Source organism: Cryobacterium sp. 10I5 (genome assembly GCF_035019865.1).
Classification (GTDB): Bacteria; Actinomycetota; Actinomycetes; order Actinomycetales; family Microbacteriaceae; genus Cryobacterium; species Cryobacterium breve_A.
In genome coordinates, this window is sequence record NZ_JASJVI010000005.1 from 85,670 (window position 1) to 100,674 (window position 15,005).

13 protein-coding genes are annotated in these 15,005 nt (G+C 67.4%); 8 read left to right on the forward strand and 5 right to left on the reverse strand.

Annotated features, from left to right (window positions below; all coding sequences use genetic code 11):
* Nucleotides 1-77 precede the first annotated feature (77 nt).
* The 5 genes from QN350_RS03360 to QN350_RS03380 all read right to left on the reverse strand — a co-directional run bounded on the left by QN350_RS03360 (nucleotide 78) and on the right by QN350_RS03380 (nucleotide 6,706).
* The gene (locus QN350_RS03360; protein WP_322139010.1) at nucleotides 78-1,388 is read right to left on the reverse strand and encodes an ABC transporter permease; all 1,311 of its coding nucleotides are present in this window, start codon (nucleotides 1,386-1,388) and stop codon (nucleotides 78-80) included.
* Entirely contained in the window at nucleotides 1,385-2,668 is a 1,284-nt protein-coding gene (locus QN350_RS03365) for an ABC transporter permease (RefSeq protein WP_323515774.1), read from the reverse strand. The genes QN350_RS03360 and QN350_RS03365 overlap by 4 nt, the downstream gene beginning before the upstream one ends.
* A complete protein-coding gene (locus QN350_RS03370; RefSeq protein ID WP_322139008.1) occupies nucleotides 2,665-4,185 on the reverse strand; it encodes an ABC transporter ATP-binding protein in 1,521 nt (506 codons plus the stop codon). The genes QN350_RS03365 and QN350_RS03370 overlap by 4 nt, the downstream gene beginning before the upstream one ends.
* A gap of 111 nt (nucleotides 4,186-4,296) precedes the next feature.
* Nucleotides 4,297-5,400, reverse strand: coding sequence for a BMP family ABC transporter substrate-binding protein (locus QN350_RS03375; protein WP_322139007.1), 1,104 nt, complete (start codon nucleotides 5,398-5,400; stop codon nucleotides 4,297-4,299).
* Between the two features lie 184 nt (nucleotides 5,401-5,584).
* On the reverse strand, nucleotides 5,585-6,706 hold the full coding sequence (locus tag QN350_RS03380) for a mannose-1-phosphate guanylyltransferase (RefSeq protein ID WP_281534028.1): 1,122 nt from the start codon (nucleotides 6,704-6,706) through the stop codon (nucleotides 5,585-5,587).
* Nucleotides 6,707-6,806: 100 nt separating this feature from the next.
* Between QN350_RS03380 and QN350_RS03385 the strand changes: the two genes are divergently transcribed.
* The 8 genes from QN350_RS03385 to trpS all read left to right on the forward strand — a co-directional run.
* On the forward strand, nucleotides 6,807-7,961 hold the full coding sequence (locus QN350_RS03385) for a glycosyltransferase family 1 protein (protein ID WP_322139006.1): 1,155 nt from the start codon (nucleotides 6,807-6,809) through the stop codon (nucleotides 7,959-7,961).
* A 114-nt stretch (nucleotides 7,962-8,075) separates the two neighbouring features.
* Nucleotides 8,076-8,492: a succinate dehydrogenase, cytochrome b556 subunit gene (gene sdhC, locus QN350_RS03390; RefSeq protein ID WP_281534026.1), complete on the forward strand. Its 417-nt coding sequence runs from the start codon at nucleotides 8,076-8,078 to the stop codon at nucleotides 8,490-8,492.
* 11 nt (nucleotides 8,493-8,503) lie between these two features.
* Nucleotides 8,504-8,956: a succinate dehydrogenase hydrophobic membrane anchor subunit gene (locus QN350_RS03395; protein ID WP_281534025.1), complete on the forward strand. Its 453-nt coding sequence runs from the start codon at nucleotides 8,504-8,506 to the stop codon at nucleotides 8,954-8,956.
* A 16-nt stretch (nucleotides 8,957-8,972) separates the two neighbouring features.
* Nucleotides 8,973-10,787, forward strand: a complete 1,815-nt coding sequence (gene sdhA / locus QN350_RS03400; protein WP_322139005.1) for a succinate dehydrogenase flavoprotein subunit — start codon at nucleotides 8,973-8,975, stop codon at nucleotides 10,785-10,787.
* Nucleotides 10,788-11,546, forward strand: a complete 759-nt coding sequence (locus tag QN350_RS03405) for a succinate dehydrogenase iron-sulfur subunit (protein ID WP_322139004.1) — start codon at nucleotides 10,788-10,790, stop codon at nucleotides 11,544-11,546.
* A gap of 483 nt (nucleotides 11,547-12,029) precedes the next feature.
* Complete coding sequence (locus tag QN350_RS03410; RefSeq protein WP_322139003.1) at nucleotides 12,030-13,103, forward strand: YihY/virulence factor BrkB family protein; 1,074 nt, start codon at nucleotides 12,030-12,032, stop codon at nucleotides 13,101-13,103.
* 117 nt (nucleotides 13,104-13,220) lie between these two features.
* Entirely contained in the window at nucleotides 13,221-14,084 is an 864-nt protein-coding gene (locus QN350_RS03415; protein WP_322139002.1) for an exodeoxyribonuclease III, read from the forward strand.
* 154 nt (nucleotides 14,085-14,238) lie between these two features.
* On the forward strand, nucleotides 14,239-15,005 hold a 767-nt coding region (gene trpS / locus QN350_RS03420; protein WP_416347716.1), incomplete at its 3' end, for a tryptophan--tRNA ligase.

The window sequence follows — 15,005 nt, forward strand, 5'->3', positions numbered from 1 at the left end:
CTCCGGTTCGTTCTTTCGGGCCGGTTCGTTCTTCGGTGCCGGGTCGTTCTTCGGTGCCGGGTCGTTCTTTCGGGAGCTCACGATTTGATGTACGGCTTTCCGGAGGCCGCAGGCCCCCGCGACTGGCCGACGAGGCCGGCGACGGCGAAGATCGTGACGAGATAGGGCAGCATCAGCATGAATTCGCTCGGCACCGGGGAGCCGATGATGCTGAGCACGTTCTGCAGGTTGCTCGCGAAGCCGAAGAGCAGCGCGGCGAGGGTGGCCCTGATCGGGTCCCAGCGGCCGAAGATGACGGCGGCGAGGGCGATGAACCCGGCGCCCGCTGTCATCTCCTTACCGAAGGCGCCGACGGAGCCGAGGGTGAAGTACGCCCCGCCGAGACCGGCGATGGCACCGGCGAGCGAGACGTTCCAGAACCGGGTGCGGGCGACGTTGATGCCCACAGTGTCAGCGGCCTGCGGATGCTCGCCGACGGCCCGCAGGCGGAGGCCCCACTTGGTGTGGAAGAGGCCGAAGTACACGCACGCGACGGCCACGTACATGATGTACACGATCAGGGTCTGCCGGAAGAGCACCGGTCCGATGATCGGGATCTCGCTCAGCAGCGGGATGGGGATCGTCTCGAAGCGCGGCGGGCTGTTGAGCGTCGCGGCGTTCGGGGCGAGGAGCTGCGAGAACAGGAAGCCGGTGACCCCGGAGACGAGCACGTTGAGCACGACCCCGACGATGACCTGGTCGACGAAGTACTTGATCGAGAACGCGGCGAGCACGAAGGAGACGAGCACGCCGGCGACCATCGCCGCGACGAGCCCGAGCAGCGGCTGCTGGGTGATCGAGGCGACCATCGCCGAGGTGAACGCCCCGGCGAGAAGCTGGCCCTCGATCGCGACGTTGACCACGCCGACCCGCTCGGAGATGACGCCGCCGAGCGCGCCGAAGATGAGCGGAACCGCGAGGCTCAACGACCCGAACAGCAGACCGGGAACCGGGATCGTCTCGTCTGCGGCCGCCCAGGCCAGGAAGCCCGTGAGCAGGAGCACCGCGAAAACGGTGACGAGCCAGAGCGGCACCTTCGCCTTCGACCGCACCAGCCAGGCGCTTGCGAGGGTGATCAGCAGCAACAGCACGCTCACGACGACGCCGGTCGCCCGGGTCGGCAGGACCACGTCGGGCAGCTGGATCAGGTCCGTCGTCGTCGACAGGCGCATGGTGCTCTCGCCGTCGCGACCGAAGACCACGAGCAGCAGGAAGCCGAGCACCGTGAAAATGGCGAGGGAGATCGGGGTCTTCCAGCTCTTGATCTGCTCGAAGTCGGGCCCGGCGTCGGCGATCGGAGTGGCCGGCCCGGTCGAGCCTGCCGGTGAGACGGTCAACGGGGTACTCATGAGGCCACCACCTTCGTGGGAGTCGTGGTGCGTTTGACCTTCGGGCCCGGGGTCTTCTGGCCCGGCGTCGGCAGCCGGAAGATGGAGCGGACCAGGGGCGGCGCCGCGATGAACAGCACGATCAGGGACTGCACGATCAGCACGATATCGATCGGGACACCCTCGGCGGCCTGCATCGAGAACCCGCCGGCCTTGAACGCGCCGAAGAGGATGCCTGCCGCGAAGACCCCCCACGGGCGCGAGCGGCCGAGCAGCGCGACGGTGATCGCGTCGAAGCCGATGCCGGAGTCGATGCCGGCGTCGAAACCGCTCGTCGAGGTGCCGAGCACCTGGTTGATGCCGGCGAGGCCGACGAGCCCGCCGGAAAGCAGCATGGCGTAGACGTACATCCGGTCGACGCTGATGCCGGCGACGCGCGCGGCGTGCGGGTTGAGGCCGACGGCGCGGAACTGGAAGCCGAGGTTGGACCGAGACAGCAACCACCAGGTGAAGATCGTCGCGATGATCACGAGGATGAAGCCGAGGTGCAGGTTGTACCCGGGGCCGAGCAGGTCGGGGAACACGGCAGTCGGCTTGCTCGCGGGGCTCTGCGGATTGTTCGACCCCGGCGTCTTCAGGAAGCCGTCGCGCAGCAGGTAGCTGACGAGGTTGTACGCGACATAGTTGAGCATGATCGTCGTAATCACCTCGTGTGCGCCGGTACGGGCCTTGAGCAGGCCGACGATACCGCCCCAGAGTGCGCCGCCCGCGATGCCGGCGGCGAGGGCGACGACGAGGTGGATGCCGGCGGGCAGGTCGAGCGCGAAGGCCACCCAGCCGCCGAGCGCGGCAGCGATGAGCATCTGGCCGCGACCGCCGATGTTGAACAGTCCGACCCGGAAGCCGAGCGCGACACCGAGGCCGGCCGCAATCAGCGGGGTCGCGAAGGTGAGCGTCTCGGTGAACGGCTTGATCCCTGACGCGAAGTCCGGCTTGCGGAAGTTGTAGATCGACCCCTGGAACAGGGCGGAATACGCGCCGGAGACGGAATTCCAGGCCGCGACGACGGTGTCGCCCGGCCGGGAGAAGAAGTAGACCGACGCCTTCTGGACGTCCTCATTGGTGAAGGCGATCAGGATCGCACCGACCAACAGGGCGAGCAGGACGGCGAGGACGGAGATGATGGCGTTCCCGGTCGTGATCTCGCGGAAGAGCTGGTACGCGCGGCTCGGCTGCTCCGGCTGGCCAGGCTGGGCCGGCTTCCCACCGGAAACCGGCGGGGTCTGCAGGGTCTCGCTCATGCTGCCGCTCCTTCTTCGGTCGGCGTTTCGCCGGCCATCATCAGCCCCAGTACGGCTCGGGGGGTGTCGCCGGGGACGATGCCCACGACGCGGCCGCGGAACATCACCAGGATCCGGTCGGCGAGGGCTGCCACCTCGTCGAGTTCGGTCGAGATCACGATGACCGGTGTGCCGGCATCCCGGGTCGCGATGATGCGTTCGTGCACGAATTCGATCGAACCGACGTCGAGGCCGCGGGTCGGCTGGGCGGCGATGAACAGCCGCAGCTCGCGGCTGAGCTCGCGGGCGAGCACGACCTTCTGCTGGTTACCGCCGGAGAGGCGGCCGACGAGGGTGTCGATGCCCTGGGAGCGCACATCGAACTCCTTGACCTTGTCCTGGGCGAACTTGGCGAGGAAGGACAGCTGCATGTTGAAGCGCCTGACGAACGGCGGCTGGTGCGACCGGTCGAGCATCAGGTTCTCGGCGATCGTGAATTCGCCGACCAGGCCGTCCTCGGTGCGGTCTTCCGGCACGAAGCCGACGCCGGCGTCGAGGATCCGGCGCACCGTGTGGCCGCGGAGCGAGGCCCCGTCGAGGGTGATGTCGCCGGAGACGCGGGGCTGGAGGCCCATCAGGGCCTCGGTCAGCTCAGTCTGTCCGTTTCCCTGCACCCCGGCGATGGCGAGGATCTCGCCGGCGTGCACGGTGAAGCTCACGTTGTTGACGAGCACCTGCCCGCGCGGGTCGAGCACGGTGAGGTCGGTGACGACCAGTGCGGGTGCCCCCGGTTCGGCAGGAGACTTGTCAACGGTGAGGTCGACGGCGCGGCCGACCATCATCGTGGCGAGCTCCTCGTTGCTCGCGGTGGGCGAGGCCTCGCCGACGACGGCACCGAGACGGATGACCGTGATCCGGTCGGCGACGGCGCGCACCTCGCGCAGTTTGTGAGTGATGAAGACGATCGAGGTCCCGGCGTCGCGCAGCTGGCGCATGATGCCCATCAGCTCGTCGGTCTCCTGCGGGGTGAGCACGGCTGTCGGCTCGTCGAAGACGAGCACCTTCGCGTCACGGGAGAGGGCCTTGATGATCTCGACGCGCTGTTGCACGCCGACGGGGAGGTCCTCGACGAGGGCGTCGGGGTCGACGTCGAACCCGAACCTGGCCGAGATCTCCGTCACCCGGCGGCGGGCCGCCGGGAGGTCGAGGCGGCCGCCGAACCCGGTCTCCTCGTGGCCGAGCATGACGTTCTCGGCGACGGTGAAGACGGGGATGAGCATGAAGTGCTGGTGCACCATGCCGATGCCCGCCGCCATGGCGTCGCCGGGCCCGGAGAAGTGCTGGACGACGTCGTCGAGCAGGATCTCCCCTTCTTCGGCCCGGTAGAGGCCGTAGAGCACGTTCATCAGGGTGGACTTCCCTGCGCCGTTCTCCCCGAGCAGCGCGTGGATCTCGCCGGCCTCGACAGTGAGGTTGATGTGGTCATTGGCGACCAGGGCACCGAATCTCTTCGTAATGCCGCGAAGTTCGAGCTTCATACTTCCCGATTCTATTGAGCGGTCGACCGGGGGGGGGTCGGCGGCCGGGGGTCAAAGCACACGGGGAGGCCAGCTCTCGCTGGCCTCCCCGCGATGGCACTGCCTGGTGTGTTACTTCGGGGTGGACGGCGACGTGACCGTGAGCTTGCCGCTGATGATGTCGGCCTTGATCGCGTCGACCTCCTTCACGAGGGCGGGGTCGACCTTGGACTCCCAGTCGTGCAGGGGCGCGATGTCGACGCCCTTGTTCTCGAGGGTGCCGATGTACGGGGTCGCGCTGAACTTGCCGTTCGCCGCGTCGACGACGATCGTCTTGGTGGCGTCAGCCATCTGCTTCATGATCGAGGTGAGGTAGAGCGCCTTCGTGGCCGGTGCGGTCTCGTAGAGGTCGCTGTCGACGCCGACGATGGCAACGTCCTTCCCGGAGTCCTGGATCGCCTGGGCGGTGCCCTGGAACAGCGGTCCGGCGACGGGGAGGATGATGTCGGCGCCCTGGTCGATCAGGCCGGCCGTGATGGTCTTGCCCTTGCTGATGTCGTCGAAGCTGTCCGCGAAGGTACCGGTCTGCGCGGCCTTGTCCCAACCGACAAGCTTGACGGTTTTCGACTTCTGGGTGTTGTAGAACGTGACGCCGTCGGCGAAACCGTCCATGAAGATGGTGACGGACGGGAACTGCTTGCCGCCGAACGTGCCGACGGTGCCGGTCTTGGTGGTGCCCGCCGCGAGGTATCCGGCGAGGAAGGCGGCCTGGGCGGTGTCGTAGAGCACCGGCTTGACGTTGTCGAGGGCGAGGGGGCTGAAGTCGTCGTTCGACAATGCGGAGTCAATGATGGCGAAATCGGTCGTGGGGCTGGCCTTGGCCGCGTCGCGGGTGGTGTTCGCGAGCGCGAAGCCGACCGTGAGGATGAAGTTGCAGTTCTGGTCGACCATGCTGCTGACGTTGCCCGCATACTGGTCGGTGGTCTTGGACTCGGCCTGCTTGAACTTGACGCCGAGGGCATCCGCTGCCTGGGTCATGCCGTCGAAGCTGGACTGGTTGAAGGACTTGTCGTCGAAGCCGCCGGCATCGGAGACGATGCACGGGGTGAAGTCAGTGACCGCAGCGGTCGAGGTAGCGCCGCCGGTGCTCGGCGCCGCCGCACAACCGGCGAGCAGGGCGACCGCGCCCAGGGTGGCGAGTCCGCTGAAAACGGCCCTTCGTTTTGTGATTGTCAAGATGACCTCCATTGCTGGCCCGGCGCGGGTTCGACGGGGCTGTGTGCAATCAGGTTACCCAATGTTTCACTGCTCAGTTGAGCAAACTCGATAGGTGCGCTAAGCGTTATCAAGCCGCTACCTGCGCGAAACAATTCCGTGCGTAATCAGGCGGAGACCTGCACAAACGATTCCGTGGACGCGGTTACAGAACGTCGCTGCTTCCGGAGAGCTTGAGGGCGTCGACGACGGCCTTGACTTTCTGCGCATTCGCGCTCGTCGTGACGAGCAGTGCGTCCGGCGTGTCGATGACGACGATGTCCTCGACGCCGATCAGTGCGATCATCCGGCCGGTGTGGCTCACGACGATGCCGCTCGAGGAGTCTGCGAGCACGCGTGCGCCCTCACCGAGGATCGCGAGGTCGCGCTTCCGCCCGTTCGCATGGATCTTGGCGATCGACGCGAAGTCGCCGACGTCGTCCCAGTCGAACTGGCCGGGGATGACGGCGAGCTGGCCGCGGGCCGCGACGGGCTCCGCGACGGTGTAGTCGATCGCGATTTTCTTGAGCTTCGGCCAGACCCTGTCGACGACGGCGCCCCGGCGCGGGGTGTCCCAGGCGTCGGCGAGTTCGAGGAGCCCGGCGAGCAGCTCGGGCTCTGCCGCACCGATCTCGTCGAGGAGGCGGTCGGCCCTGGCGATGAACATGCCCGCGTTCCAGAGGTAGTGGCCGCTCGCGACGTACGCCTCCGCAGTTGCGAGGTCGGGCTTCTCGACGAAGGAGTCGACGGACTGCGCGTTCGGGGCCCCGGGGATGTCGAGCTGCGCGGCCGTCTTGATGTAGCCGAAGCCGATCGCGGGTTCGGTCGGCCGGATGCCGATCGCGACGATGTACCCGGCATCCGCTGCCGCGACTGCCTCGACGATGGTCTGTCGGAACAGGATGGCGCCCTTGATGACGTGGTCGGCGGCGAAGGACCCGATGATGACGCCGGGTTCGCGCTTCTGCAGGATGGCGGCGGCGAGGCCGATGGCCGCCGTCGATTCGCGCGGCTCGCTCTCGAGCACGACGTTGAGGTCGGCGAGCTCAGGCAGCTGCGCCTCGACGGCGGCGCGGTGCGCGCGTCCCGTGACGACCATGATGCGCTGGTCGCCGGCGAGCGGGGCCAGTCGGTCCCAGGTGTCCCTGAGCAGCGTCTGGCCGGACCCGGTGAGGTCGTGCAGGAACTTCGGGGCGTCCGCGCGCGAGAGCGGCCACAGGCGGGATCCGATTCCGCCGGCGGGGATCACGCTGTAGAAGCGCTCGAGTGGGTCAGGTGCCTGGGTCATTCGGCCAGACTACAGGCCGAAGAGGGGGTGTTCACCGGGTATTCACGCAGTCGTTCCGCGTATTCACGTGCTTGTTTCGAGGGGTGCATACGCTCGAAACATGCGGGTTGCCGTCGTCAGCGAGAGTTTCCTCCCCACCGTCAGTGGGGTCACCACGAGCGTCTGCAAGGTGCTCGAGCACCTGCAGCGCACCGGGCACGAGGCGATCGTCATCGCCCCGGCCGGTGCTCCGGCCGAATACGCGGGCTTTCCCGTGTTCAGCGTCCCCGCCGTCTCCTACCGCCAGTTCCCGGTCGGGATGCCGAGCCCGCACGTGCAGCGCCTGCTCGCCGACTTCGGGCCGGACGTCGTGCACGCGGCGTCCCCGTTCCTCCTCGGCGCGCAGGGCATCGCGTCGGCGAACCGCCTCGATATCCCGAGCGTCGCGATCTTCCAGACGGATGTCGCCGGCTACGCGAGGCGTAACCGGCTCGGCCAGGCCACCAAGGTCGCCTGGCGCCTGGTCAAGTGGATCCACGACGGTGCAGACCTCACCCTGGTGCCATCCTCGGCCTCGATGGCGGACCTCGAACGGGTCGGCGTGCGCAGGCTCGCCCGGTGGACGCGCGGCGTCGACCTCGTCGGCTACCACCCGAACCGCCGGAGCGAACCGGCCGTCGCCGAGCTCCGCAAGCGCCTGGCTCCGAACGGAGAGGTCGTCATCGGCTACGTCGGCCGGATGGCGCCGGAGAAACAGGTCGAACGTTTCCGTGCCCTCCGGGGCATTCCCGGCATCCGTGTCGCCCTCGTCGGCGACGGGCCGTCCGTGCCGCTCATCCAGCGCGAACTCGCCGGTGTGCCGGTGACCTGGCTCGGCCGGCTTTCCGGGTCGGCCCTCGCCGACGCCTACGCCGCGTTCGACGTCTTTCTGCACGCCGGGACAGAGGAGACCTTCGGCCAGACGATCCAGGAGGCGCACGCGGCGGGGCTCCCCGTCGTCGCCCCGCACGCCGGCGGCCCGATCGACCTCGTCGCGCACGGCGACAACGGCTTCCTCTTCGCCCCAGACGACGAACGCGACCTGCGGCGGTGCGTCACGCGCCTCGTCGATGACGCCCCTCTCAGACTCCGGATGGGCGAATCCGGCCGGAGGGCCGTGCTCGGCCGGTCGTGGGAGAACGTCTGCGAAACCCTTGTCGGGTACTACGACAAAGTCATCGACGAACGCGCCGCCATACGCGTAATGACGGCGGTTCCGCTGTCAATGCAGCGCTGAGGGCCTTCGCGGATAATATCTCGGCCTAGAGACACTTAGGATGGTTGCACGCGCACCAGCGCAGTGCCGGCCTGCACCATTCGAGGCCGCTCATTCAGCCAGGGAAGGTTGGTCATGCCTCAGCAATCGGCACGGACATTGACATCCCAGCAGAAGACCACGTCACGCCGCCCCGCAGGCACCCTGTACCGGGGCCGCGAGGGCATGTGGTCGTGGGTCCTGCACCGGATCACCGGTGTTGCGATCTTCTTCTTTCTGCTGGTCCACATTCTGGACACGGCGCTCGTGCGCGTGAGCCCCGAGGCGTACAACGCAGTGATCTCGAGCTACCAGACGCCGATCATGGGCCTCGGTGAGACCGCGCTCGTCGCGGCGATCGTGTTCCACGCGTTCAACGGCATCCGGATCATCCTGATCGACTTCTGGAGCGCGAAGTACCAGAAGGTGATGTTCTACGTCGTCATCGGCCTCTGGGTCGTCACGATGCTGGGCTTCGCCCCTCGCCACCTCATGAACGTCTTCAGCCACTAGGAGGAGCAGCCATGGCAACCACACTTGACTCCCCCAGGAGCCCATACGCCCGCCCGACCGGCAAGCGCGGCACGAACTGGGAAAAATGGGGCTGGATCTACATGCGCGCCTCCGGCGTCGTGCTCATCGTGCTCATCTTCGGTCACCTCTTCGTCAACCTGATGATCGGCAAGGGCGTCGACGCGATCAGCTTCGGCTTCGTCGCCGGCAAGCTCGCAAGCCCGTTCTGGCAGTGGTGGGACGTGGCGATGCTCTGGCTCGCCCTGATCCACGGCGGCAACGGCATGCGCACGATCGTGAACGACTACGCGACGCAGCGGGTCACCCGCGGTATTTTCAAGGGCGCCATCCTCGCCGCCGTCGTGGTCCTGATCGTGCTCGGCACGCTCGTGGTCTTCACCTTCGACCCCTGCCCGGCCGGTTCGCCCGCCGACCTTCTCCCCTCGTTCTGCCCGGCCATCTAGGAGCTCACACCAGCACATGACGGATGCATCAAACACCGCACCGACCGAGTCCACTGTGATCGACGGAGTGCACTACCACAAGTTCGACATCGTGATCGTGGGAGCAGGCGGCGCAGGGATGCGCGCGGCCATCGAGGCGGGCCCCGGCGCAAGCACCGCGGTCATCTCCAAGCTCTACCCGACCCGTTCGCACACGGGAGCGGCGCAGGGCGGCATGGCCGCCGCCCTCGCCAACGTCGAAGAAGACAACTGGGAGTGGCACACCTTCGACACCGTCAAGGGCGGCGACTACCTCGTCGACCAGGACGCCGCGGAAATCCTCGCGAAGGAGGCCATCGACGCGGTCATCGACCTCGAGAACATGGGCCTCCCCTTCAACCGCACCCCGGAGGGCAAGATCGACCAGCGCCGCTTCGGCGGCCACACGAGCGACCACGGCAAGGCGCCCGTGCGCCGCGCCTGCTACGCCGCCGACCGCACCGGCCACATGATCCTGCAGACCCTGTACCAGAACTGCGTCAAGCGCGGCATCAACTTCTTCAACGAGTACTACGTGCTCGACCTCGTGATGACCCCGGTCGACGGTGTCGACCAGCCGTCCGCGGTCGTCGCGCTCGACCTGTCGAGCGGCGAGCTGCACGTCTTCCAGGGCAAGGCCTTCATCTTCGCGACCGGCGGCTTCGGCAAGATCTACAAGACCACCTCGAACGCGCACACCCTCACCGGTGACGGCGTCGGCATCATCTGGCGCCAGGGCCTTCCGCTCGAGGACATGGAGTTCTTCCAGTTCCACCCGACCGGCCTCGCCGGCCTCGGCATCCTCCTCACCGAGGGAGCCCGCGGAGAGGGCGCGATCCTCCGCAACGCCTCCGGCGAGCGCTTCATGGAGCGGTACGCCCCGACGATCAAGGACCTCGCCCCCCGCGACATCATCGCGCGCTGCATGGTCAAGGAGGTCGCAGAGGGCCGCGGCGCCGGACCGAACAAGGACTACCTGTACCTGGACTGCACCCACCTGGGCGCCGAGGTGCTCGAGACCAAGCTGCCCGACATCACCGAGTTCGCCCGCACCTACCTCGGCGTCGACCCGGTCACCGAACCGGTGCCCGTGATGCCGACGGCGCACTACGCCATGGGCGGCATCCCGACCAACGTCAACGCCGAGGTGCTGCGCAACAACACCACCGTCGTTCCCGGCCTCTACGCCGCAGGCGAGTGCGCGTGCGTCTCCGTGCACGGCTCGAACCGCCTCGGCACCAACTCGCTCCTGGACATCAACGTCTTCGGCAAGCGCGCGGGCAACAACGCCGTCGCGTACGTGAAGACCGCAGAGTTCACCCCGCTGCCCGACGACCCGGCCGGGACGGTGCGCGACCTGCTCGAGGGCATCCGCTCGTCGACAGGGACAGAGCGCATCGCCGTGCTTCGCCGCGAACTCCAGGAGACCATGGACGCGAAGGCGCAGGTGTTCCGCACCGACGAGTCGCTCTCCGAGGTCACCGAGGTGATCCACTCGCTGCGCAACCGGTACAAGAACATCGGCGTGCAGGACAAGGGCCGCCGGTTCAACACCGACCTGCTCGAGGCCGTCGAACTCGGCTTCCTGCTCGACCTCGCCGAGGTCGTCGTGTACTCGGCCCGCAACCGCAAGGAAAGCCGCGGCGGCCACATGCGCGACGACTACCCCCTGCGCGACGATGTGAACTACCTCGTGCACACGATGGCGTACCTCACCGGCGACCCGCTCTCAGCGGATGCCGCAGACCACATTGCGCTGGACTGGAAGCCAGTCACGATCACGCGCTACCAGCCGATGGAAAGGAAGTACTGAGTGAGCACCGCATTCGCAGACGCCCCGGTCGTGCCCGAGGAGATTCAGTCCTTCACCGTCACGCTCATCATCCGGCGCTTCAACCCGGAGGTCGACGACGAGCCGCACTGGGAAGACTTCGACGTGCAGATGTACCCGACGGACCGGGTGCTCGACGCGTTGCACAAGATCAAGTGGGAGCAGGACGGCTCGCTGTCGTTCCGGCGTTCCTGCGCGCACGGCATCTGCGGCTCGGATGCGATGCGCATCAACGGCCGCAACCGCCTGGCCTGCAAGACCCTGATCAAGGACCTCGACATCACCAAGCCGGTCTATGTGGAGGCGATCAAGGGACTTCCGCTCGAGAAGGACCTCATCGTCGACATGGAGCCCTTCTTCGAGTCGTTCCGGGCCGTTCAGCCGTTCCTGGTGTCCAACACCGCGCCGGCCGGCGGCAAGGAGCGCATCCAGACGGTCGCCCAGCGCGAGCGTTTCGACGACACCACGAAGTGCATCCTCTGCGCCGCGTGCACCTCGAGCTGCCCGGTGTTCTGGACGGACGGGCAGTACTTCGGCCCGGCCGCGATCGTGAACGCGCACCGCTTCATCTTCGACTCGCGCGACGAGAACGCCGCCGTACGCCTCGACATCCTGAACGACCGGGAGGGCGTCTGGCGCTGCCGCACGACCTTCAACTGCTCCGAGGCGTGCCCGCGCGGCATCCAGGTGACACAGGCGATCGCCGAGGTCAAGCAGGCGATCCTGCGCGGCACGGCCTGATCGGTCGCGCAGCACCCAAGATCAGTACCACCGGGCACCAACGCTACGGGCACCACGCACTGCGTGGTGCCCGTACTGCGTGGCGCGGGCAGCGCTCGGCACCCGCACGGCAACGTGCCGGCACCATGAGTATCAGCAGGGGTAGCCGGTGGCGCCGACTCGGGTTTCGTCGCCACCGGCTGGTCGCAACGCTCCCGGCTGGCCGGGCCGTCGTGACCGTCGCTCAGTCCACGAGCCAGACCGACCCGGCTCGAGCAGTGCCGCACGAGCCGTGCTGACCCGACCGCGCGACACCGGGGCGTGGCGGACGGGTCCGGTCGGGGCATCCGCTTCGGGTGTCGAATGACCATTCTGAACGGGTGAACCCTCGGATCGTCGCAGATTCGCACGCGCACGCGCAAGAGGTGAGACACCCTCACGGCTGAAAGCACCCCCGAACTGGGGGTTTCTGGAGAAGGCGCGGGAAATCGTTAGGCTGATTCGGTGAAGCCTCCCGCATTCGTGAACCGACTGACGACCCTGGCCAAGAACGTGATGCAGTGGCGGCCCGTGCGCGCGTTCACGCACTTCGGGGAAAGCAGCGGCGCGATCCTCGCCGGGGGCATGACCTACCAGGCCATCTTCGCGATCTTCGCGGCGATCTGGGTGGGCTTCTCGATCGCCGGACTTTGGCTGACCTCGAACCCGGCGCTCCTCGACCAGCTGTACGCCCTGATCAACCAGTCCGTCCCCGGGTTGATCGGCAAGGGCGGCGTGATCGACCCGACCGAGCTCGCGAGCCCGGGGACGCTGACCTGGACCGGCGCGATCGCTCTTGTCGGCCTGATCGGCACGACCCTCGGCTGGCTGTCGACGACCTCGCAGGCCGTGCGCAGCATCTTCGGGATGCCGCGCGACGGCACCTTCTTCCTGCTCGTCAAGCTCAGGGAGCTCGGCCTCGGCGCGGGCTTCGGACTCGCCCTTATCGTCTCCGCGCTGATCTCGCTCGCGAGCACAGAGGCCCTCGGCGGCATTCTCGGCTTCCTCGGCGTCTCGCGGGACTCGCTCGGCTTCATCGTCGGCGCGCGCACGATCGGGCTGCTCGTCGTGCTGGTCATAGACACGCTCACGCTCGCCGTACTGTTCCGGGTGCTGAGCCGGGTGCACATCCCGTTCCGGAAGCTCGTGTCCGGCTCTCTGCTCGGCGGGGTCGCGCTCGGCGGACTCAAGGTGCTCGGCGGCACCCTCCTCGGCGGGGCGGGCAAGAACCCCCTGCTCGCGACCTTCGCCGTTGTGATCGGGCTGCTGATCTGGTTCAACTTCATGAACACGGTGATCCTCCTCACCGCGTCGTGGATCTCGGTCGGGATGCAGGACGCGGGCATCCCGCCGCAGCCGGTGAACCCGGACGAGGCCGCTGCTGCGGCCGAAGCGCGGGAGCTCGAGGCGCGGCGGATCGCCGCGCTCGCGGAGCTGCGGGACGCGAAGGCCGCGCACGCGACGTCTTCCTGGGGCCGGCGCTGGGCATCCGCTCGCCGGGTGCGCGCCGCCGAGAAGCGCGCAGCCCCCTTCGCCTGACCCCTGACGAATTCGACGGAGATTGTGCTCGGAAGGCGCTGAGATCGCGTTCTCACGCTCGCAAAACCCAAAAACTCCGTCGAATTGGTTCGGGCCGGGTCGACCTAGACTTGAACCATGCCGTCTACGCCTGCAGCCTCAACGCCGTCTGCCCAGCCGCTTCGCATCGCGACGATCAACGTCAACGGGGTGCGCGCCGCTTACCGCAAGGGGATGGGCGACTGGCTGGCCGGACGGGACGTCGACATCCTCGCCATCCAGGAGGTCCGTGCGTCGACCGAAGACCTCGAAGGTCTGCTCGGGCCGGAGTGGAGCATCCTCCACGATGCCGCAACGGCCAAGGGCCGGGCCGGGGTCGCCCTCGCGAGCCGGTCGACGGCATCCATTCACCGGGTCGAACTCGGCGCGGAGGACTTCGACAGCGCCGGGCGCTGGCTCGAGGCCGACTACGAGGTGAACGGCACGATCGTGACGGTCGTGAGCACCTACGTGCACTCCGGTGAGACCGACACCCCGAAGCAGGTCGAGAAGTACAAGTTCCTCGACGCGATGCTCGCGCGGCTGCCCGAGCTCGCGGCGCACAGCGAGCGCGCAGTCGTGCTCGGCGACCTGAACGTCGGCCACCGCACCCTCGACATCAAGAACTGGCGCGGCAACCGCAAGCACGCCGGGTTCCTGCCGGAGGAACGCGCGTACTTCGACCGCATCCTCGGCGCGGAAGACGAAGCCGGATACAACGCCGGCGCAGGTCTCGGCTGGGTCGACGTCGGGCGCAAGTGGGCCGGCGAGGTCGAGGGCCCGTACACCTGGTGGTCGCAGCGCGGCAAGGCCTTCGACACGGACACCGGTTGGCGACTGGACTACCAGCTCGCGACCCCGCTCCTGGCGGCATCCGTCGTCGACTACACGGTCGACCGAGCGGATGCCTATGACCAGCGCTGGTCGGACCACTCCCCCGTCGTCGTCGACTACGCACTCTGACGGACGGGCCTCCGACCTCCGGCCCGGCACACCGAACGGCACCCCGGTTCGGAACGTGTCGGCCCGGCCCGTGAGGTTCTCGCCACTCCCCCTTCGACCCATTTCACGCCACCGGCTCCGGCCCTTAGGCCACACGCTACGAAAGATCTGAATCATGGACAAGCCCCGCCTCTACTCCGGCATGCAGCCGTCGGCAGAATCGCTGCAGATCGGCAATTACATCGGCGCCCTGCTGAACTGGAAGTCGCTGCAGGAGACGCACGACGCGTTCTTCTCGATCGTCGACCTGCACGCCATCACCGTCGCGCAGGACCCGGCCAAACTGCGGGAGAACACCCGCCGTACCGCGGCGCAGTACATCGCAAGCGGGATCGACCCCGACGCCTCGACGCTCTACGTGCAGTCGCACGTTGCCGCGCACGCCCAGCTCGCCTGGGTTCTGAACACCATCACCGGCTTCGGCGAGGCCAGCCGGATGACCCAGTTCAAGGACAAGTCCGCCAAGCAGGGGTCCGACGGCACCACGGTCGGACTGTTCGCCTACCCGATCCTGATGGCCGCAGACATCCTGCTCTACGACACGGTCGTCGTACCCGTCGGAGAAGACCAGCGCCAGCACGTCGAGCTCACGCGCGACATCGCGGCACGGTTCAACACGCGCTTCGGCGACACGTTCGTGGTCCCGGAGGCCTCCATCCAGAAGGAGACCGCCAAGATCTACGACCTGCAGAACCCGCTGTCGAAGATGTCGAAGTCGGCCGAATCGCACGCCGGTGTGATCTGGGTGCTCGACGAGCCCTCGGTCACCGCCAAGAAGATCATACGCGCGGTGACGGATGCCGATGGCGGCGTCGTCTTCGACCGGGAGAACAAGCCGGGCGTGGCCAACCTGCTCACGATCTACTCGACCATGGCGGGGCG

Coding starts and splice junctions, on each gene's coding strand:
- QN350_RS03360 (WP_322139010.1), bottom strand. CDS start 1,388: ATGAGTACCCCGTTGACCGTCTCACCGGCAGGCTCGACCGGGCCGGCC.
- sdhA (WP_322139005.1), top strand. CDS start 8,973: ATGACGGATGCATCAAACACCGCACCGACCGAGTCCACTGTGATCGAC.
- QN350_RS03395 (WP_281534025.1), top strand. CDS start 8,504: ATGGCAACCACACTTGACTCCCCCAGGAGCCCATACGCCCGCCCGACC.
- QN350_RS03380 (WP_281534028.1), bottom strand. CDS start 6,706: ATGACCCAGGCACCTGACCCACTCGAGCGCTTCTACAGCGTGATCCCC.
- QN350_RS03365 (WP_323515774.1), bottom strand. CDS start 2,668: ATGAGCGAGACCCTGCAGACCCCGCCGGTTTCCGGTGGGAAGCCGGCC.
- QN350_RS03370 (WP_322139008.1), bottom strand. CDS start 4,185: ATGAAGCTCGAACTTCGCGGCATTACGAAGAGATTCGGTGCCCTGGTC.
- QN350_RS03415 (WP_322139002.1), top strand. CDS start 13,221: ATGCCGTCTACGCCTGCAGCCTCAACGCCGTCTGCCCAGCCGCTTCGC.
- QN350_RS03385 (WP_322139006.1), top strand. CDS start 6,807: ATGCGGGTTGCCGTCGTCAGCGAGAGTTTCCTCCCCACCGTCAGTGGG.
- sdhC (WP_281534026.1), top strand. CDS start 8,076: ATGCCTCAGCAATCGGCACGGACATTGACATCCCAGCAGAAGACCACG.